This is a genomic window from Intrasporangium sp. Soil_C_50, from assembly GCF_057656595.1.
Window position 1 is genome coordinate 1 of record NZ_JBDGKB010000019.1, and the last position, 17,697, is coordinate 17,697.

Annotated in this window: 19 protein-coding genes; 8 read left to right on the forward strand and 11 right to left on the reverse strand. The window is 74.5% G+C overall.

Features of this window, described 5'->3' with window-relative positions; translation table 11 throughout:
- Nucleotides 1-114: 114 nt before the first annotated feature.
- From AC3A5R_RS21860 to AC3A5R_RS21890, 7 genes are all read right to left on the reverse strand, one after another.
- Nucleotides 115-834, reverse strand: a complete 720-nt coding sequence (locus tag AC3A5R_RS21860) for a phosphatase PAP2 family protein (RefSeq protein WP_487622886.1) — start codon at nt 832-834, stop codon at nt 115-117.
- A gap of 83 nt (nt 835-917) precedes the next feature.
- Nucleotides 918-2,033 carry a DNA polymerase IV gene (locus tag AC3A5R_RS21865; RefSeq protein ID WP_487622887.1) on the reverse strand — a complete coding sequence of 372 codons (1,116 nt, stop codon included), beginning with the start codon at nt 2,031-2,033 and terminating at the stop codon, nt 918-920.
- 30 nt (nt 2,034-2,063) lie between these two features.
- The gene (locus AC3A5R_RS21870) at nt 2,064-2,432 is read right to left on the reverse strand and encodes a hypothetical protein (protein WP_487622888.1); all 369 of its coding nucleotides are present in this window, start codon (nt 2,430-2,432) and stop codon (nt 2,064-2,066) included.
- 66 nt (nt 2,433-2,498) lie between these two features.
- On the reverse strand, nt 2,499-3,725 hold the full coding sequence (locus AC3A5R_RS21875; protein WP_487622889.1) for a hypothetical protein: 1,227 nt from the start codon (nt 3,723-3,725) through the stop codon (nt 2,499-2,501).
- Between the two features lie 141 nt (nt 3,726-3,866).
- Nucleotides 3,867-6,014, reverse strand: a complete 2,148-nt coding sequence (locus AC3A5R_RS21880) for a penicillin acylase family protein (RefSeq protein ID WP_487622890.1) — start codon at nt 6,012-6,014, stop codon at nt 3,867-3,869.
- Complete coding sequence (locus tag AC3A5R_RS21885) at nt 6,011-6,421, reverse strand: TIGR03618 family F420-dependent PPOX class oxidoreductase (protein ID WP_487622891.1); 411 nt, start codon at nt 6,419-6,421, stop codon at nt 6,011-6,013. Before AC3A5R_RS21885 ends, AC3A5R_RS21880 begins: the two co-directional genes overlap by 4 nt.
- A 6-nt stretch (nt 6,422-6,427) precedes the next feature.
- Nucleotides 6,428-6,886, reverse strand: coding sequence for a hypothetical protein (locus tag AC3A5R_RS21890; RefSeq protein ID WP_487622892.1), 459 nt, complete (start codon nt 6,884-6,886; stop codon nt 6,428-6,430).
- Nucleotides 6,887-6,935: 49 nt separating this feature from the next.
- On the opposite strand from AC3A5R_RS21890, the gene AC3A5R_RS21895 reads away from it, so the two are divergent.
- The 4 genes from AC3A5R_RS21895 (at nt 6,936) to AC3A5R_RS21910 (ending at nt 9,356) form a co-directional block, all read left to right on the forward strand.
- Nucleotides 6,936-7,334, forward strand: coding sequence for a DUF2237 family protein (locus AC3A5R_RS21895; protein ID WP_076262384.1), 399 nt, complete (start codon nt 6,936-6,938; stop codon nt 7,332-7,334).
- The gene (locus AC3A5R_RS21900; RefSeq protein ID WP_487622893.1) at nt 7,331-7,780 is read left to right on the forward strand and encodes a hypothetical protein; all 450 of its coding nucleotides are present in this window, start codon (nt 7,331-7,333) and stop codon (nt 7,778-7,780) included. Before AC3A5R_RS21895 ends, AC3A5R_RS21900 begins: the two co-directional genes overlap by 4 nt.
- Nucleotides 7,777-8,586, forward strand: coding sequence for a pentapeptide repeat-containing protein (locus AC3A5R_RS21905; protein ID WP_487622894.1), 810 nt, complete (start codon nt 7,777-7,779; stop codon nt 8,584-8,586). The genes AC3A5R_RS21900 and AC3A5R_RS21905 overlap by 4 nt, the downstream gene beginning before the upstream one ends.
- Nucleotides 8,587-8,705: 119 nt before the next feature.
- A complete protein-coding gene (locus AC3A5R_RS21910; protein ID WP_487622895.1) occupies nt 8,706-9,356 on the forward strand; it encodes a hypothetical protein in 651 nt (216 codons plus the stop codon).
- On the opposite strand, the gene AC3A5R_RS21915 is transcribed toward AC3A5R_RS21910, so the two are convergent.
- The 3 genes from AC3A5R_RS21915 to AC3A5R_RS21925 form a co-directional block, all read right to left on the reverse strand.
- Complete coding sequence (locus AC3A5R_RS21915) at nt 9,313-10,281, reverse strand: hypothetical protein (RefSeq protein ID WP_487622896.1); 969 nt, start codon at nt 10,279-10,281, stop codon at nt 9,313-9,315. The genes AC3A5R_RS21910 and AC3A5R_RS21915 overlap by 44 nt on opposite strands.
- Before the next feature lie 161 nt (nt 10,282-10,442).
- Nucleotides 10,443-11,921 (reverse strand): HNH endonuclease signature motif containing protein, encoded by a 1,479-nt coding sequence (locus AC3A5R_RS21920; protein WP_487622897.1) that lies wholly within the window; start codon nt 11,919-11,921, stop codon nt 10,443-10,445.
- Nucleotides 11,922-12,022: 101 nt separating this feature from the next.
- Nucleotides 12,023-13,006 carry a DUF389 domain-containing protein gene (locus tag AC3A5R_RS21925; RefSeq protein ID WP_487622898.1) on the reverse strand — a complete coding sequence of 328 codons (984 nt, stop codon included), beginning with the start codon at nt 13,004-13,006 and terminating at the stop codon, nt 12,023-12,025.
- A gap of 86 nt (nt 13,007-13,092) precedes the next feature.
- On the opposite strand from AC3A5R_RS21925, the gene AC3A5R_RS21930 reads away from it, so the two are divergent.
- From AC3A5R_RS21930 to AC3A5R_RS21945, 4 genes are all read left to right on the forward strand, one after another.
- Complete coding sequence (locus AC3A5R_RS21930) at nt 13,093-13,473, forward strand: ArsR/SmtB family transcription factor (protein WP_487622899.1); 381 nt, start codon at nt 13,093-13,095, stop codon at nt 13,471-13,473.
- Nucleotides 13,470-14,396: a cation diffusion facilitator family transporter gene (locus AC3A5R_RS21935; RefSeq protein WP_487622900.1), complete on the forward strand. Its 927-nt coding sequence runs from the start codon at nt 13,470-13,472 to the stop codon at nt 14,394-14,396. Before AC3A5R_RS21930 ends, AC3A5R_RS21935 begins: the two co-directional genes overlap by 4 nt.
- Nucleotides 14,393-15,025, forward strand: coding sequence for a cation diffusion facilitator family transporter (locus tag AC3A5R_RS21940; RefSeq protein ID WP_487622901.1), 633 nt, complete (start codon nt 14,393-14,395; stop codon nt 15,023-15,025). Before AC3A5R_RS21935 ends, AC3A5R_RS21940 begins: the two co-directional genes overlap by 4 nt.
- Nucleotides 15,026-15,093: 68 nt before the next feature.
- A complete protein-coding gene (locus AC3A5R_RS21945; RefSeq protein WP_487622902.1) occupies nt 15,094-16,287 on the forward strand; it encodes an MFS transporter in 1,194 nt (397 codons plus the stop codon).
- Here the strand turns inward: AC3A5R_RS21945 and pdxR are convergent.
- Nucleotides 16,262-17,695 carry a MocR-like pyridoxine biosynthesis transcription factor PdxR gene (gene pdxR / locus AC3A5R_RS21950; RefSeq protein WP_487622903.1) on the reverse strand — a complete coding sequence of 478 codons (1,434 nt, stop codon included), beginning with the start codon at nt 17,693-17,695 and terminating at the stop codon, nt 16,262-16,264. The genes AC3A5R_RS21945 and pdxR overlap by 26 nt on opposite strands.
- Nucleotides 17,696-17,697: the final 2 nt, after the last annotated feature.

A 17,697-nucleotide genomic window follows, 5' to 3' on the forward strand; every position in this document is an offset into this window, starting at 1 on the left:
CCCAGGGCTGGACCAGGATCCTCTGGCGCTGCTGGCACGACCACGTGCCCTACGACCCCGACCTACACGGACGCTTGACGGTCCTCCAACAACAGGCCGCTTGACATAGGGCTCTCAGACCTCGGGCCGCTCCCGCGCGGGCTCGCCGACCACCCGGCGCACGACGTCGGGTGCCGAGCCGTCGACCCACGCCTCCAGGCGGGTGTGCAGCCACGGTACGAGCGCCCACGTCGCGAACCACACGACGAGCACGCCCACGGCGACGCCGGTGACGACGTCGTGCCAGTAGTGCGCGCCCGTGACGACGCGCGAGACCCCGACCGCGAGCGCGACCGGGGCGGCGAAGCGCCACCACGTCGGGGCGAGGACGACGACGGCCGTCGCCAGGGACGCGGCGATGACCGCGTGGTTGCTCGGCCACGAGTAGTCGCCCGGCGGCGGGCAGGCCGCGAGCGGGTGCACGGCGAGGGTGCGGCACGGCCGCTCCTCACCGACGACGGACTTGACGACCTCGCTCAGCACGTAGGCGCCGACCGTCGTGACCCCCGCGGCGACGGCCAGGGCCACGTGCTCGAGGCCGCGGGACCGGGCGCGCCAGGCGAGGTAGCCCGCCGCGCCGAGCAGCACGAGGATGCCGAGCTCGCCGACGACCTCGAAGAGCGCCCCGAGCGGGCCGGGCAGCGCGGTGCCGAACGCCGCGGTCCCCCGGTAGAGCGGCTCGCGCGCCACGGTGAGCAGCAGCACGAGCACGAGGCACCCGCCGACGGCGGGCAGCACGCCGGAGCCGGCGATGCGGCGTCGGACGTCGGAGGTGCTGCTCGTGCGAAAAGACATGGGCACGACCGTAGGCCACGTTCCTGACAGCCGCCTGCCACCCCCCGGACAGGCTTCGGTCAGCCGGCGTCCACCCGGGACGGCTAGAGACGCCCGCGGATCGGGGTGCGCTCGACCGGGTCGCCCTCCTCGGGCATGACCATCTCGGCGCGGACGCCGAGCAGGCGCACCTCGCGGTCGGGGTCGAGGCGTCCGGCGAGCTCGACGGCCGCCGCGACCACGGCGTCGACGTCGGTGGTCGGGGCCGGCAGCTTGCGGGCCTTCGTCGAGGTGAAGAAGGGGGCGTAGCGCACCTTGAGGGTGACCCGGAATACGGGGCGCCCCTCCTTGACGGTGTCCTCGAAGACCTGCGCGGCGAGGACCCGCACCGCCTCCTCCACCTGCGCCGGGGTCGTGAGGTTCTCCTGGTAGGTGGTCTCGCGGCTGTGGCCGCGCGCGACCCACGGTGTGTCGTCGACGACGGCGGACCCGAGCCCGCGACCGAGCTGGTGGTACCAGACGCCCATCCTCGGGCCGAGCTCACCGACGAGGACGGCCTCGTCGGCGTCGGCGAGCTGGCGCACGGTGGTGATGCCGTGCGCGGCGAGCCGCTTGGACACCTTGGACCCGATGCCCCAGAGGTCGACGGTCGGCCGCTCACCCATGACCTCGAACCAGTTGTCGCGGGTCAGGCGGAACACGCCGCGCGGCTTGCCGAACCCGGTGGCGATCTTGGCCCGCACCTTGTTGTCGCCGATGCCGACGGAGGAGTGCAGCTCGGTGGCCTCGAGCACCGCCGCCCGGACGCGGGCCGCGAAGGCCTCCGGGTCGTCGGTGTCGACGCCGAGGAACGCCTCGTCCCAGCCGAGCACCTCGACCACGACGCCGAGCGATCGGAGCGCCTCCATGACCCGACCCGACACCTCGGTGTAGGCCTCGGCGTCGACGGGCAGGATGACGGCGTCCGGCACCTTGCGCGCCGCGAGCCGCAACGGCATCCCCGACCCGACGCCGAACGCGCGCGCCTCGTAGCTGGCCGTCGACACGACCGCCCGCTCGGTGGGGTCGCCGCGTCCGCCGACGATGACGGGCCGGCCTGCGAGCTCGGGGTGGCGCAGCACCTCGACGGCCGCGATGAACTGGTCGAGGTCGACGTGGAGCACCCAGCTGGTCGCCCGGGTGGTTCCGTCGGTGGTGCCGTCGGTGGTCCCGTCGGTCATGTCGCCATTGTGCCCGCGACCACCGACGGGTCAGGAGTCGCCGATGCGCTTGCCGCGCTTAAAGGTGTAGGTCTCGTGCGTCTCGACGTCCGCCCGCTCCGGCACTCCCGCAGCGGGATCGGGGTCGGGGTCGACCCTCGACGGGTCGAGGACCGGGTCCCCGGAGAGGTCCTCGACGGGCGGGGCCGCGGCGTCCTGGGCCTGCGCCGCGACGACGACGCCGTGGTAGAGCATGAGCGCGGCCAGCGCCGTGACGAGCCAGGCCGACACCGCGAGACCGAGGCTCGTGTGGGCACCGCCGAGGTCGGACCGAAGGACGTGGAGGACGGCCGCGACCGCGCCCACGAGGGCGGCGCCGACGAGCCACAGGGCAGCCGAGCGCCGCGTCGTTGTGCTCACGAGGTCACTCTCGCACAGCACCGAACGTGCGGGAGGCGGGTCCGGCGCGACGTGCCGGGCGTCGGTTCAGCGGCTCGCCCGCGCAGCCTTCGCCGCGCTCTTGGCTGCAGCCTTCGCAGCGGTCTTGGTCGCCTTGGCCTGGGCCCTGGCGTCGGCGGCCGCCTGCTTCGCCGCGTTCTTCGCCGCGTCCTTCGCCGCGTTCTTCGCCGCGTTCCTCACCGCGTTCTTCACCGCACCCGGTGCCGCCGACGGAGTCGTCGTGGCGGGCTTGAGCGTCTTCGCCGGCTTGGGCGCCTTGACGGGCTTGAGCGTCTTCGCGGGCTCGAGCGGCGTGGCGGGAAGACGCGTGCCGGTGACGGCGGCGAGGCTGTCGAGCCCGGGTCTGGGGGCGAACGCGTCGGCGGGCAGGAGCGGCGCCGCGGACGCCCGCACGACCTCGGCCGTGCGGGCGGTCGCGTTCGACCGTGGCGCGGGAGGCGTGGACGTGGTGTCGTGGTGCGGGCTCGGCACCAGCGTGCCGGTCACCGAAGGGACGGCACTGAGCTCGGTGCTCGTCCGATGCGGGGCGACGGGCGCCACCGACGCGGGGCCGGAGGCCGAGGCCGTCGGCGTGGCCGCGTGCCCGGACGCGATCGGTGAGGAGACCGGTACGGGCACGCCGCGCTGGACGGCGTCCTCGCGACGGGCCGCGGCGTCGACCGAGCCGACGATCAGCGCAGCAACCGCCACGACGAGCAGGAGGCTGCCGCCGCGCAGTCCGCCGACGTGGTTGAGCGTCAGGCGCCCGAGGATGATCGCGGCGGAGGTGGCGAGCAGGGTCGAGACGCCGAGGACGACGAGGCCCCCGGTCGGGCCACCGATGAGCGTGCCGAGCACGACGAGGGCGGCCATGAGCGTGAAGCCGAGGCCGGAGCCATCGGGCAGGCGCCGACCTCGCGGGCGGGCCAGCAGGTCGACGGTGTCGCGCCGTGCGAGCGCCGGGCGCGACGGGAGCGTGAACGCGGCGTCGTCGGCCTCGACGAACGGGCGCGTCTCGTCGTCGCCCGTGAGGTCGACGTCACTGCGGTCGACGTCACTGGGGTCGACGTCGGCGGGGTCGACGTCGGCGAGGGGCGAGGGGCGGGCGCCCCGGGACTCGGGCAGTGCTGCGGCCCAGAGGTGCCAGCCGCGCGGCGGCACGGGCCACTCGGGGTCGGGGAGGATTCGCTCACCGGTCCCCGCGCCCACCGGCACGAGGGCGCGGTCGAGCGAGAGATCGAGCGCCATGCGGTGCATCGTCGTCGTCCTGGACATGTCCGGACCCCCTCCACCCCTCACGATCGGGACCCTCGACCCGACCCTCGTGGACCGTCCCACCGGTCCGTCAGGCCTGAGCGTACGGGGAAAGTCACGAAATGTCCCGCAAAAGGTAAAAGAATGGTCAAGTGCGACGGGTCACGCCCCGCCAACGTCATGGACGGGGTAGAGGCGACCGGTGAGCCACGCCGCGGTCTGGTCGGCGAAATGGGGGTCGCCCTCGACCCCGGAGGCCCCGATCGGCACGACCCAGCGACTCGCCGAACGGTCCGCGAGGTCCCACACGTACCGCGCGACGGGTCCGCCGTAGGCCCGGTCGGTGACGCCGGGCGCGCTGGCCGCCGCCAGGACGCAGCCCTTGTCGCCCGGCACCGGGGCGGGCGACACCGCCGGCGCCCCGCCGACGCCGTCGAGCGCGTGGAGCGGGTCGAGGCGGTGGCGGTCGCCCCACACGGCGTCGGGCCCGACCGACTCGGCGACGCGCTGGAGCGCGACCCGGACGCCGACCGAGACGTCGATGCCGAGCGCGCCCGCGCCCTCGACGAGCGTGTGCCAGCCGGCCCCGAGCTGGCCGAACGGGTTGGTCCAGGCCGCGAAGATCCTCGAGTGGCCGAGGGGTTCGCGGACCGCAGCGAGCTGCGGCTGCTCGGCGAACCACCGGACGAGGGCCGTGCGCCAGGCCGCGAAGAGCATCGCCTCGTGGCTGTCGACATCGCTGTGTCCGTCCCAGGCCAGGAGGGCCTCGCGCACCTCGCTGGCGTGGCCGTCGACGACGGCCGCCTCGACGAGCGGACGCATCGGCTCGGCCTGGCCGTTGAGGGTGTCGACGTGGATCGCCGCGAAGTCCTCGACGGTGAGGTCGGTGCGGTCACCGACGAGGGCGCGGATCCGCTCGGCCCGGAACGGGGTCGCGTAGTCGACGCCGAGCCCACCCCCGCTCGCGCGGTCGTTGGCGCTGACCATGACGTCGTCGACGTCGGTCACCGGGGGCGTCCGGTAGCCACGCCACACGTGGCGGGGGTCCCACGCCGGCAGGGGCAGCTCGAGGGCCGCGCGGTCGCGGTCGGGCACGCGCCCGGCGACGACGTGCCGGACGCGTCCGGAGGTGTCGGCGACGAGTCCGCTGTTGACCGGCTCGACCCAGTGCGCGAAGGCCGCCTCGACGTCGTCGACGGTGCGGGCGCGCAGCAGCGGCAGCAGCGCCGAGAAGCCGAGGTCCCCCTCGACGGAGGTCGGGGTGCGCAGGCTGTACGCGGTCGGGTGCGCGCGTCTGGGCACCGACGCCGCCGACGCGTCCGACGCGTCCGACGTGTCCGACGCGTCGGCGACGGCCCGGTCGAGCTCGGCCTCGAGCCCGGTGACGACCGGGCCGCGACGCGTCACGACGACGGGCACGACGGCGTCGTCACCGCCGCGCACCCGCACGACCTCGCTCGAGGCGTCGGCCGGCTCCCAGCCGTCGACGCCTCGCGCCTCGAGGAGCAGCCCGCCCGATGCGTCACGACCCGTGACGCGCAGCGACTCGGTCGTGAGGTCCTGGTAGTCGGCCATGGCGTTGGTGATGCCCCACGCCACGGTCCCCGTGTGCGCGAAGTGCTGGACCCCGGGCACGCCCGGGAAGGTGAACCCGACGACGTCGAGCTCCGGGCAGGCCAGGCCCACCTGCTGGTAGCAGCCGGGCAGCTCGATGGTGCGGTGCGGGTCGCCCGCGATGAGGGGCAGGCCGGCTGCCGTGCGGTGCCCGGCCACGACCCACGCGTTGCTGCCGGAACGGTCCGAGCCCTCGGTGCGCAGCAGCGGCACGACGTGCGGTCCGAGCCGGTCCGCGACGTGGGCGTTGAACAGCTTGGAGGGAAAGGTGCCGAAGAGCAGGTGGATGGCCCAGAAGATCCCGAGCGGGGTCCACGGCTGCCACGGGCGTGGTGCCGCGGCGTACGCCTCCAAGCCGAGCGCGCGGACCTCGGACGCCTTCGAGAGCCCTTCTGCCAGTGACGAGTTGACGCCATCGACGTAGGCGGCGAGCCATTCCTGGGTCTCGGGGTCGAGCGTCTCGAAGCAGCGGCGGACGGTGTGCTCGAGGCGCACCTGGCGCGCAAACCGGTCCCAGTCCAGTCCGTCGACCCCGACGTGCTCGGCGGTGCGCCCCTCCATCCGCCACCGGTGGTGCTCGATCTGCCAGGACCGGTCGAGGGCGGTGACCTGCCCCTGGAGCCGGGCCAGCGCGATGACGTCGTCGGCCCACAGGTGCGGCACCCCGAGCGGGTCACGACGGACGCCTGCCGTCACCTCGCGCCCTTGAGGCGGCCCCACGCGTGCCAGCGGTCGACCGCGACGTGCGCCGTGACCCGCGGCCGGTCGCGCACCCGGTACGGCTTGCCGGTGTAGTGCCGCGCGATGCGGTCGATGTCGTGCAGGTCGGTGTCGTCGAGGAGCTCGACGACGTGGCCCTGGAGGCTCACGTGGGTGATCCAGTCGTCGGGGTCGATCGCGCTGAGGGCGACCCGCGGCTCCCGGCGCAGGTGTGCCAGACGCGTGCGGCCGGCGTCGAGGTTGACGACGACGCGGCCCTCCTCGAAGAGGTACCACGTGGGCACCGACACGGGCTGGCCGTCGCGGCGCACCGTGCTCATCGTGGCGTGGTTCGGACGGGCGAGGAAGGCGGCGACCTCGCCGGGCAGGGGCGGACGGCTCACGGCGTGTCAGACCTGCCCGCCGTGGGACAGGTGGGCCTCGACCTGGCGGAAGAACGCGTCGGCGAGGCGCATGTACTGCTGGAGCGTCAGCCGGACGGGGTCGCCCGGAGCGAGGCGCAGCACGGTGCGTGCGGGATCGAGCGACGACCGCGGGTCGTCGACGAACGTGCCACCGTCCTCCATCAGCGACCGGACGATGGCCCGCACCTCGTCGACGGCACCTCCGCGGCCGAGGAGGGCGCGGGACCGCTCGCCGAAGTAGCCCTCGAGGACGATGAGCATGTTGTTGAAGTACTCGTACTCCAGCGACGCGAGCGCCCCCTCCAGCAGCTCGACGTCGGCGTCGCCGTGGTCGCGCGCTGCCTGGGCGACCTCGCGGAACATTGCCGCCTGGGTCTCCGAGCGCGACCGGCACGCGTCGACGTAGTCCTGCTCGCTGTCGTCGTAGTCGCGCATGCCAGCCATGGGTTCAGCGTAGCCACGACGTCGCGGCGCGGGGCGATACCTTGGGCGCATGGCGGATCGGCGGGAGCGCAACGTGCTCGGCGGCGACCTCGAACCCTGCGGCACCGACCCGCTCACCGGTTTCTACCGCGACGGCTGGTGCACGACCGGACCCGAGGACCGCGGCAGCCACACGATCTGCGTCATCGCGACCCGCGAGTTCCTCGACCACCAGCGCGCCGTCGGCAACGACCTCGTGACGCCGCGCCCGGAGTGGCGTTTCCCCGGCCTGACGCCCGGCGACCGGTGGTGCGTCGTCGCCGCGCGCTGGCTGCAGGCCCAGCAGGACGGAGTCGCAGCCCCGGTGTTCCTCGCCGCGACGCACGAACGCGCGCTCGAGGTCGTGCCCCTCCAGCTGCTGCAGGACTACGCCGCCGACATCCCCGACGACCCGAGCTCGCTGCTGTGAACGCGCCGACGCCGTTCACTGCCGATGAGATCCGCGCCGGTTGCCCCGACGGCCGCACCATCACGCTCCTCGTCGAGCCGGCCGGCGGCGAACCGTTCCGGCGGGTCAACCGCTACCGCGACGGCGACGCCGAGGGCGTCACGGTCGACCGCTGGACGCTCGGGCCCGACGGGGAGCGGGCCGGCGAGATCGAGGCCACGCGCTCGACATGGCTCGAGCTGCAGGCGCACGCATCCTTCCCCTCCGACGTCACGACCGTGACGCGCGAGACGGTGTCAGTCCCCCTCGGTGAGGTCGAGGCGCTGCGCTACCGCGTCGGTGCGGGCACCGCCGCCGCCACGTTCTGGTTCGCCCCGGCGCACCCGGGCATGCCGGTCCGGTACGAGTCCCCCTCCGCTGCGGGCGGTGTCGACCGCACGACCGTCGTGTCGGACACCGTGACGTGACGGCCGGCCGCCCGCCCGTGCCCGTGCCTGAGCTCGTGCCCGACTGCTCCCGCTGCTTCGGGCTCTGCTGCGTGGCCCTGCCGCTGACCCGCTCGGCCGACTTCCCCGTCGACAAGCCCGCCGGGGAGCCGTGCCGCAACCTCCTGCCCGACGACCGGTGCGGCATCCACGACCGGCTGCGCGAGACGGGCTGGAAGGGGTGCACGGTCTTCGACTGCTTCGGCGCCGGTCAGCAGGTGTCGCAGGTGACCTTCGGTGGGGTGTCGTGGCGGGAGGAGCCGGACACGGCGGCCTCGATGTTCGCCGTGCTGCCGGTGCTGCGCCAGGTGCACGAGGTGCTGGCACTGCTCGCCGAGGCGTCGGGGCTCCTGTCCACCGGGCCGGGGCACGGGCGCGAGGCCGCCGGCCTGCGGGTGGAGGTGGACGCACTCGTGGCGGAGGCGGCGGCGCTGAGTGCCGGCGACGCGTCGACGTTGCTCGCGCTCGACCTCGACGCCCTGCGACGCCGCGTCGGCCCGGTGCTCGGACGCGTCAGCGCGCTCGTGCGCGCCTCGACGCGCGGACGTGGCGCCCCGGACCGACGCGAACGGCCCGGTGCCGACCTCGTCGGCGCCGACCTGCGCGGCGCGGACCTGCGCGGCGCGGACCTGCGCGGCGCCCTGCTCATCGCGGCCGACCTGCGCGGGGCGGACCTGCGCCGAGCGGACCTGCTGGGTGCCGACCTGCGCGACGCCGACCTCCGTGGCGCCGACCTCGAGGGCGTGCTCTACCTGACCCGTCCGCAGCGCGCCGCGGCCCGCACCTGAGCCCGGCCTCAGGATCCGATTCGGTCGTTCGGCCCCGAAACGCACCCTGACGTGACGACAATCATCGGGCCGGGCACCGCTGCCCGGCGAGCTACGCCCGGCGACCGAGGGAGGCGACCGTGCACCCAGCCCGCGCAGCGGCTGTCGCCGTGCTCGGCCCCGCACTCGCCGTGGGCCTGTCCGTCAGCGTGTCGGCGTGCTCGTCGGGCAACCCGTCGGTCGAGCTCAGCCAGGCGCCGCAGGGTGCCGGGGTCAGGGACACGGTGAGCGTCACGGTGACCGACACCCAGACCGTCACGCAGACCGCCACGATCCCGGTGACCTCGACCGTCACGGTGCGGGCGACCCCGACCGTGACCGTGACGCTGCTGCCAGCTCCCGCGCTGACGAGCAGCGCGCTCTTCAGCCGTGCGACGGCCCTGACCGGGTACGCCGCACTGCTGTCGGACATCCGCACGCTCGACGGGATCCCGTTGAGCGGGAACGCGGCCGCCGTCCGCCTCGACACGATGACCCGTCACTTCGCCGCTCTCGGCGCGGGCGGTTCCCCGCCCGGCCTCGACGCTCCGACGTACTATGCGCGGCTGTCCTCGCTCCGGCTCTTCACCGACGCCGCCACGCGCGAGGCGGAGGCCGGGTCGCCGCAGGCAGCAGCCCGATATGCCGTCATCCGTCAGGAGACGGGCACCTTCCTCGCCCTCGTCAACGGGGCCCTGTCGACGAGGTTCACGCTCCCGGTGCCGACGCCAGCGCCGACAACGAGTCGGTGAACCCGCCCCACGCCGTGGCCGAGTCCTCGTCGTCGGTGTGCGGCTCGGCGAACCAGGCGACGTAGAGCGCGACCTCGGTGAGGTCCCAGCGCAGCGCCTGGAACCGCAGCTCGTCCGGGTCGACGACGCGGCCGGTGCGGTCGGCGTACGTCGCCAGCACGGCGTCGGCGCGTGGGCCCGACGCCTCGCCCGCGACGTGGAGCAGGTCGCGCGCGGGCGGCGCGAGCAGTAGCGTGTCCCAGTCGACGAGGCGCAGGCCGTCCGGCCCATCGAGGACGTTGCGCCAGTGCGGCTCACCGTGGGTGACCACCCAGCCGCTCCGGGACGCGTGCACCTCGGCGGCGAGGGCGTCGTAGTCGTCGAGGGCTGCGCGGACAGCGGCAGCGTTGTCGCGCAACGCGGTTCGTGCACGGATTGCGTACGGGCCGCCAGGCGTCAGGTCGGCAGCGTCGGCCGCATGCGCGCGTGGAAGCGCGACATCGAGGCGCTCACGCCCGGGCAGCAGGAGGTCGTCGGTGGCGGCTGCCACGGCCAGCGGCGTGGCCTCGTGGAGCCGGGCCAGTGCGTCGACGACGGTGCCCAGCTGTGCAGCCGTCTGCGCCGAGGGCTCGGGCAGCCGGGAGGCGTCGAGCCATGGCGTCACGGAGAGCCACCGGTGTCGCGCCGCCTCGACTGCGACGGCGCCGTCGCACGCGGCACGTGGCCCGACGACGAACGGCAGCCCATTCGCCTCGAGGTCTGCCGCGGCCCGGAATGCGGCGAGCAGGGTCAGGCCTCGCTGGGCCGCGCCGATGCCCGTGCCGATGCCCGTGCCGAGATCGTGCAGGGTGACGAACCAGCGCGCGCCCTCCGAGTCGGTGACCGACCAGTGGTGGGCGCCGAATCCGACCGGGGCGTAGGCGATCTCGCGGGTGTCGATCCCCACATGGCCCGCAACGTGATCACGACGGTGCTCTCGGACACGTCGGTCGGCGGCGTCATCACGGCCCCGACGCTAGCGATCACCGCGCCCCTCCGCCACGGAACGTCCACCCGGCCGCCCGGCATTCGGGCCGACCCGTTTCCCCGTCCGGCCGGGCCTGCCCGTCAGTCTCGCGGCGGCGCTGCGCGCGTCGGGGTGAGGTCGACGAGGTGCAGGTGCAGGGTGCCGCCGGTCGGGGCGGGATAGGTACGCCCGAGACGGGGCCGTGGTCGGCGGGGCCGGGTCGACGCGCCGACGGGTCGGTCTGGCGACGGCTTTGGTGATCTGGCCGGTGGTCCGATGGGCCAGCCCTGCCGGGTCACGAACCGGAGCCCGTCTTCTCTGGTGGGGTCGCCGGTGATGGTGTAATCGCCGCGGTGGTGGCTGTCGTGGTGGAAGGTGCACAGGCACAGCAGGTTGTCCAGGTCGGTCAGCCCGCCCTCGCGCCAGTGGACGCGGTGGTGGACCTCGAGGTAGTCGGCCGAGGTGACCGGGCAGCCGGGGAACCGGCAGCCGCGGTCCCGATCGAGGACGAGGACCCGGGTGCGGTGCGGCACGACGCGGTGGGTGCGCCCGACGTTGACCGGGTGCCCGTCGGTCTCCCAGACCGGGACCAGGGTGCCGTCGCAGGTCAGGCCGTCGACGACGTGCCGGGGCAGGCGCGGGCTGCCGGTGAGCCACCCGCCGTTGGTGTCGAGGTGGACCTGAACCCGGTACCGGGCCCGCCGCGCCGACCCGCCACGCCCAGAACCGCCGCTGCCGGAGCCCGTACCGGAGGCGGGCGTGGTGCCCGCGAGGTCGAGGGAGCGGGTCGCGAGCAGCACGAGGGCATCGGCCCAGGTGATGCGGCGCGGGCCGGGTGTGGTGGCGGGGTCGGTGTACGGGTCCTGCCGGTGCTGGTCGTCGTCGCCCTCGGACGTGTGGGTGGTGTCGGTGACGGTGTGGAACAGGTGGTCCTTCGCCTCGGCCAACGCGGCCCTCACGAGCTCACCCACCTCGGCGGGCGCGTCGTACCGCAGCCGGAACCGGCCGTCCGCGTCGACGCCCATGCTCAGCGACGCCGGCTCGACCGGCTCCGGCGGGCGCGCCGGCGTCGCCTCTTCGTCGCCGTCGTCGCTGCCGCCGGTCACCTCGGCGGTCACCTCGGCGGTCACCTCGGCGGTCACCTCGGCGGGTAGCAGCCGGCCCTCCTCGTCGAAGGTCCGCGGCTCGAGGGTGAAGTCGTACCGGGCCACCGAGCGCTGCAGCTGCGGCACCGTCGCGTGCTGGGCGAACTCGGCCACCGTGGCATCGAACACGGCCGGCGCGTGCCGGGCCACGACGGCGGCCTGGTCCAGGCTGATCCGCCCGTCCCGCAACGCCGCCGCCGTCTGCGGCAGCTCCTCGGCCCGGCGGGCCGTCAGCACCACCGCCGCCGCGTGCCCCCGCGACAAACCCGCGCGGACCACGAGCCAGTGCTCCGGCGACCGGATCCCGGCCGCCTGCCACGACCCCTCAGAAAGTGCCACCGCCACCGCATCCACAAGTCGGCCGTGGGCGTCGTGCAGGTCGGCAGCCAGGGACGCGACGAGGTCCCAGTCCTGCTCGATCACTGCCTGCGACATGCCCCTATCGTACAGGTGTTCGAACAGTAGGGAAAGGCCTGCCCACAGCCAATTCGGTTCAGCCACAGATCATTTCGTCCCGTAAGCCTGCACCCGAGACTTCAGTGGCGGGGCCGGGGCGGCTCGGCGTGCACCCGCCGGCTCAACCGCGAGTGCGACCGCGGAGCGGGCACCCGCGACCACACGGCGCGCTGCAGTGCGAGCGTCCCCCACCCGGCCAGGGCCATCCCGACGAGGTTGACGACGAGCTGCAGGCCGCTGCCACGCACCTCGGTCCACGCCCCGAAGGCGAGGCCGAGCCCGACGTTGCCCGCGGCCGGGATCGTCGTGACCGAGATGAAGACGCCGCTGAGGCCGCCGACCTTGGCCGAGGTCAGCGACAGCACGCCCGCCGCGGCGGCGAGCAGCGCGACGATGAACGACCACTTGTCGGGCGTGTAGATGAACCCGGTGGCCGGTCGCGATCCGGTGATGTCGTCGAGGGTCACCCAGCCGAGGGCTCGGCCGACCAGCCCGGCCAGGCACGTCACGAGGATCGCCACCCCGAACCCGACGACGAGCGCCCGCGCCGCGACCGCGAAGAGCAGGGCGCGCCGCCGCACCAGGGCGACACCGAGCGCCGCGATGGCCCCGAACTCGGGCCCGAGCACCATGGCGCCGATGACGAGGATCTGCGAGTCGAGGACGATGGCGATCCCGGCGATGAGCGTCGCGAGCGACATGAACGACAGGAACGTCCAGTTCAGCTCGCTGTCCTCGTAGGAGCGCTGCGCGACCTCGGCCCAGACGACGGCGTCGGCGCTGCTGCCGGGCGTCTCCTCGTCGGCCTCGAAGCCGGCCCGCGACACCCACGTGCCCACGGGTTCGAGCTGGAGCGTCCCCTCCTCGTGGACGCCGAGGGCGCGCAGGCGCTCGACGAGGTCGTTGGCCCCCTCGCGCGCGACGTCGGCGTGCACGACGTCGCCCGACGGACGCAGGGCGGCCCCGCGGTGCACGACGAGCGTGCTCACGGCCGTCGAGTCGGTGAGCATGGCCGTCACGTCGTCGGTCAGGGCGCCCGGCACCGTCACCGTGAGTCTCAGCATGGCCGACAGTCTGCCGGGCGGTTGACACCGGGGCGCGCCGCCGACGACAGTGACATCTGAACATCCGGTCAGATGAGAGGACCACCGTGTCGACCGTCACCGGCCTGGACGCCTGCACCAGCCCGTGCGTGCACCCCGAGAAGGTCGCGCTCGCCTCCGAGCACGCCCCGGACGCCGACGAGCTGGCCCGCGTCACCAGCGTCTTCAAGCTGCTCGGCGACCCGACGCGCGCCCGCCTCCTCTATGCCCTCCTCGAGGCCGGCGAGCTCTGCGTCTGCGACCTCGCCGCGGCCACCGCCACCGCGGAGACGACCATCTCGCAGGCGCTGCGCCTGCTCCGCGCGTCGGGCGTCGTCGCCGGCCGGCGCGAGGGCCGCAACGTCTTCTACCGCCTCTCCGACGCGCACGTACGCCTCCTGCTCGACGTCACCCGCGAGCACGCCCTCCACGACGGCGGGTCCCGATGAGCCACAGCCACTCCCACGGCGCCGGGAGCATCGCAGGGGCGCACGGCCACGCGGGCGGACGCCACCGCTGGCGCCTCGCCGTCGCCTTCGCCCTCGTCGGCGCCTTCTTCGTCGTCGAGCTCGTCGCGGCCCTCGTGTCCGGGTCGCTCGCGCTGCTCTCCGACGCGGGGCACATGGCCGCCGACGTCGTGACGCTCGGGGCCGCTCTCGTCGCGACGCGCATCGCCACCCGGGCCGACACCACCGGACGCCGCACCTTCGGCTCGTACCGGGCCGAGGTGTTCGCGTCGGGCCTGGCCGTGCTCCTCATGCTCGGGGTGTCGGTCTACATCGTCGTCGAGGCGGTCGGGCGCATCGGCGCGTCGCCCGAGATCGCGTCGGGCACCATGCTCGTCGTCGGCCTCCTCGGCCTCGTCGTCAACGTCGTCGCGCTGCTCATGCTCCGCGGTGGCGCGGGCGAGAGCCTCAACGTCAAGGGCGCCTACCTCGAGGTCGTCGCCGACGCCGTCGGGTCGATCGGCGTCGTCGCCGCGGCCCTGCTCGTGCGCGCCACCGGGAGCGCCTGGTGGGACACCGGCATCGCGCTCGCCATCGCCGTCTTCGTCGCGGTCCGCGCCGTCGGCCTCGGCCGCGAGGTCGTCGCCGTGCTCGGGCAGCACGCCCCCGCCGGCATCGAGCCGGACGACCTCGCCGACGCGCTCGCCGGAGTCCCCGGTGTCGTCGAGGTGCACGACCTCCACGTGTGGACCCTGACCTCGGGCATGGACGTCGCCACCGCCCACCTCGTCACCGCGGCAACCGAACCGCCCGACCGCGTGCTGGCCGCCGCTGGGCTCGTGCTGCGCGAGCGGTTCCACATCGCGCACGCCACCCTCCAGGTCGAGAGCACCGACCGATCCGCGTGCACCGGAGCCGACTGGTGAGCGCCCCACAGCCGCAGCTGTTCACGCTCCTGACGCCGTCGCGCCGGGCGGTGCTCGGCCGCCGCGCCCGCCTGCTGGCGGCGGCGTCGGTCGCCTACAACGTCGTCGAGGCCGTCGTCGCCGTGGCGGCGGGGCGCATCGCCGACTCGACCGCCCTCATCGGGTTCGGGCTCGACTCCGTCGTCGAGGTCATGAGCGGCCTCGTCATCCTCTGGCAGTTCAGCCACCGGGTCCCCGAGGAGCGCGAGCACCTCGCCCGACGCGTCATCGCCGTGTCGTTCCTCGCCCTCTCCGCGTACGTCACGGTCGAGTCGGTGCGCGCGCTCGTCACCCGCGACGAGCCGGACGCGTCGGTCGTCGGCATCGTCCTCGCGGCCCTGTCGCTCGCGGTCATGCCGGTGCTCTCGCGGTGGCAGCGGCGCACCGGGCGCGAGCTCGGCTCCGGCGCGGTCGTCGCCGACGGCACCCAGACTCTGCTCTGCACCTACCTGTCGGCGGTGCTGCTCGTCGGCCTGCTGGCCAACGCCCTGCTCGGGTGGTGGTGGCTCGACGCCGTCGCGGCGCTCGCCATCGCCGGCGTCGCCGTGCGCGAGGGGCTCGAGAACTGGCGCGGCGACCCCTGCTGCTGAGCCTCCGGTCGGCGCCATGGTGCGGACCCGCTTGACGGCGGACCGCCCGGGGTCCATCGTGAGCCACCGTGACGGTCCAGACCGAGGCCCCTGCCCTCCGCCGCTCCCGGCTCGCCGCCGGTGCCGCCTTCTTCGTGCAGGGCCTGCTCTTCATCTCCCTGACCACCCGCCTGCCGATGATCCAGGAGCGTTGGGACCTCGACGAGCTGGCCGTCAGCGGCCTGCTGCTCATGGTCGTGCTGCTCGCCGGCGTCGGGTCGGTGCTCGCCGAGGTCGTCGCGAAGCGGTCGTCCAGCGCCGTCGTCGTGCGGGTCGGGTTCGTCCTGGCGACCGTCGGGTTCGCGGTGCTGCTCGTCGCGCCGGCCTTCGGGGTGTTCGTCGCCGGCCTGGCCGTCTACGGCCTCGCGCTCGGCCTCGTCGACGCGTCGTTCAACATGCAGGCGGTCACCGTCGAGCACCTCTACGGCCGCCCGATCCTGCCCTCGTTCCACGGGTTCTGGACCGCGGGCGGCGTCGTCGGCACGCTCATCACGCTCGCGACCGCGTCGGTCGACCTCGGCCCGAAGCTGCTGCCGCTGCTCGCCTTCCCGCTCGCGGTGCTGGCCGCGCCGTTCGTCCGCCGCGACCGGCTCGCCGACTCCGCCGAGCCGCTCGACGTGCCGTGGCGACGCATCCTGCTGCTCGGCGTCGCGATGGTCCTCTTCTACATGGTCGACACCGCCGCCACGACGTGGGGACCGGTCTACCTCGGCGGCACCCTCGACGCCCCGACGAGCCTCACCGCCCTCGCGACGCTGCCCTACCTCCTCGCGACGCTCCTCGCCCGGGCCGTCGGCGACGGGCTCGTCGACCGGCACGGGGCCGTGTGGATGCTGCGGATCAGCGGCGTCGTCGCCTCGTTCGCGCTCGCGGTCATCGTCTTCGCGCCGACGTGGTGGGTCGCGGTCGTCGGGTTCGCCGTCCTCGGCGGTGCCGTCGCGACGATCGCCCCGCTCAGCTTCTCGGCGGCCGGGGCCATCGCCGGCGGCGAGGGCTTGAGCGGTGAGAAGCGCATCGACAAGGTCGACCAGGTCATCGCCCGCTTCAACCAGTTCAACTACGTGGGTGCGCTGCTCGGCGCCGTCCTCACCGGGGCCGTCGGCTCCGACAACCTCCGCATCGGGTTCGCCGTGCCGATGGTGCTGATCCTCGGGATCATCCCGCTCGCAGCGCAGTTCGCCATCGTGCGTCGACGCGCTACGGGCGTCGTCGACGGCGCCTGAGCACCGCGGCGAGCACCGCCACCCCAGGCCCGACGCGGTCGGCGGGCACCGCCCCGACGCCCAGCACGAGCCCGTGGCGGGCCGGCTGCTCGCGGTGGCGCGTCGACAGCGGCTCGACGAACACGCCTGACGCGAGCGCCTCCCCGGCCACGGCGACGTCGTCGAGCCCGAGGTCGCGCAGCAGGGCGCAGACGTGCAGGCCGGCCGCGGACGGCACGACGTCGAGGTGCTCGTCGAGCCCGGCGAGCGCGTCGAGGAGCCGCTCGCGCCGCTCGCGGTAGACCTTCGTGGCCCGCCGCACGTGCGCCCCGTGGTGGCCCTCGGCGAGGAAGTCGGCGAGCGCCTCGTGGGTGACGGCGTCACCGGACCACGCCGTGACCCGACGCGCCTCGCGCAGCGCGCCCGACAGCGACGGCGGCGCCACCGCGTACCCGACCCGCAGCGCCGGCAGCAGCGACTTCGAGAACGAGCCGACGTAGACCACCCGCCCCTCGCGGTCGAGGCTCTGCAGCGGCTCGAGCGGGCGGTCGGCGAACCGGAACTCGCTGTCGTAGTCGTCCTCGACGACCACGGCGTCATGTCGGGAGGCCCACTGCAGCAGGGCGATCCGGCGCGCCAGCGACATCGCGGCGCCGGTGGGGTGCTGGTGCGACGGCGTGACGTAGACCAGGCGCGCCGCGTCGGGCAACGCGTCGACGACGAGCCCCTCGGCGTCGACGGGCACGCCCCGGACGCGGGCCCGGTGGGTCTCGAGGAGGCGCCCGGCGGCGGTGTAGCCGGGGTCCTCGACCGCGACGACCTCGCCGGGCTCGACGAGCACCCGCGCGACGAGGTCGAGCGCCTGCTGGGCGCCCGCCGTCACGACGACGTCCTCCGGCCGGGCCGACACGGAGCGGGCCAGGCCGGCGTGCCGGGCCACCTGCTCCTCGAGCCGCGACGGCCCGGTGTCGCCGTAGGTCACGGTCGACAGGCGTCCGCGGCGCAGGGCGCCCGACACGAGCCGTCGCCATGTCGCGAGCGGGAACAGGTCGGGGTCCGGCACACCGACCGAGAAGTCGACGGCGACCGTGCCGGGCAGCTGCGGCGGCTCGCCCGGCACCCGCCACGGCCCGCGCGGCGCGAGCGCACCCCCGGCCCGGACCACCCGTCCCGGGGCCGCCGGCGGCACGCAGCCGGGCGCGACGAACGTGCCGGCGCCGCGTCGGGCCTCGAGCAGCTCTTCGGCGAGCAGCCGGTCGTACGCGGCCGTGACCGTGCCGCGCGCGACGTCGAGCGTGCCCGCGAGGTCGCGGGAGGCCGGCAGCCGGTCGCCGCCCGCGAGCCGGCCCTCGAGGATGGCGTCGCGCAGCTGGGCGTAGATCTGGGCGGTGAGGTCACCGGCGCCGGTCAGGGTGACGTGCAGGTCCACGT

Bases quoted from the DNA above. Each gene is read 5' to 3' on its own strand.
- AC3A5R_RS21895 (WP_076262384.1), top strand. From the start codon at position 6,936: ATGGCGGATCGGCGGGAGCGCAACGTGCTCGGCGGCGACCTCGAACCC.
- AC3A5R_RS21860 (WP_487622886.1), bottom strand. From the start codon at position 834: ATGTCTTTTCGCACGAGCAGCACCTCCGACGTCCGACGCCGCATCGCC.
- AC3A5R_RS21935 (WP_487622900.1), top strand. From the start codon at position 13,470: ATGAGCCACAGCCACTCCCACGGCGCCGGGAGCATCGCAGGGGCGCAC.
- AC3A5R_RS21865 (WP_487622887.1), bottom strand. From the start codon at position 2,033: ATGACCGACGGGACCACCGACGGCACCACCGACGGAACCACCCGGGCG.
- AC3A5R_RS21890 (WP_487622892.1), bottom strand. From the start codon at position 6,886: ATGGCTGGCATGCGCGACTACGACGACAGCGAGCAGGACTACGTCGAC.
- AC3A5R_RS21925 (WP_487622898.1), bottom strand. From the start codon at position 13,006: ATGCTGAGACTCACGGTGACGGTGCCGGGCGCCCTGACCGACGACGTG.
- AC3A5R_RS21875 (WP_487622889.1), bottom strand. From the start codon at position 3,725: ATGTCCAGGACGACGACGATGCACCGCATGGCGCTCGATCTCTCGCTC.
- AC3A5R_RS21920 (WP_487622897.1), bottom strand. From the start codon at position 11,921: ATGTCGCAGGCAGTGATCGAGCAGGACTGGGACCTCGTCGCGTCCCTG.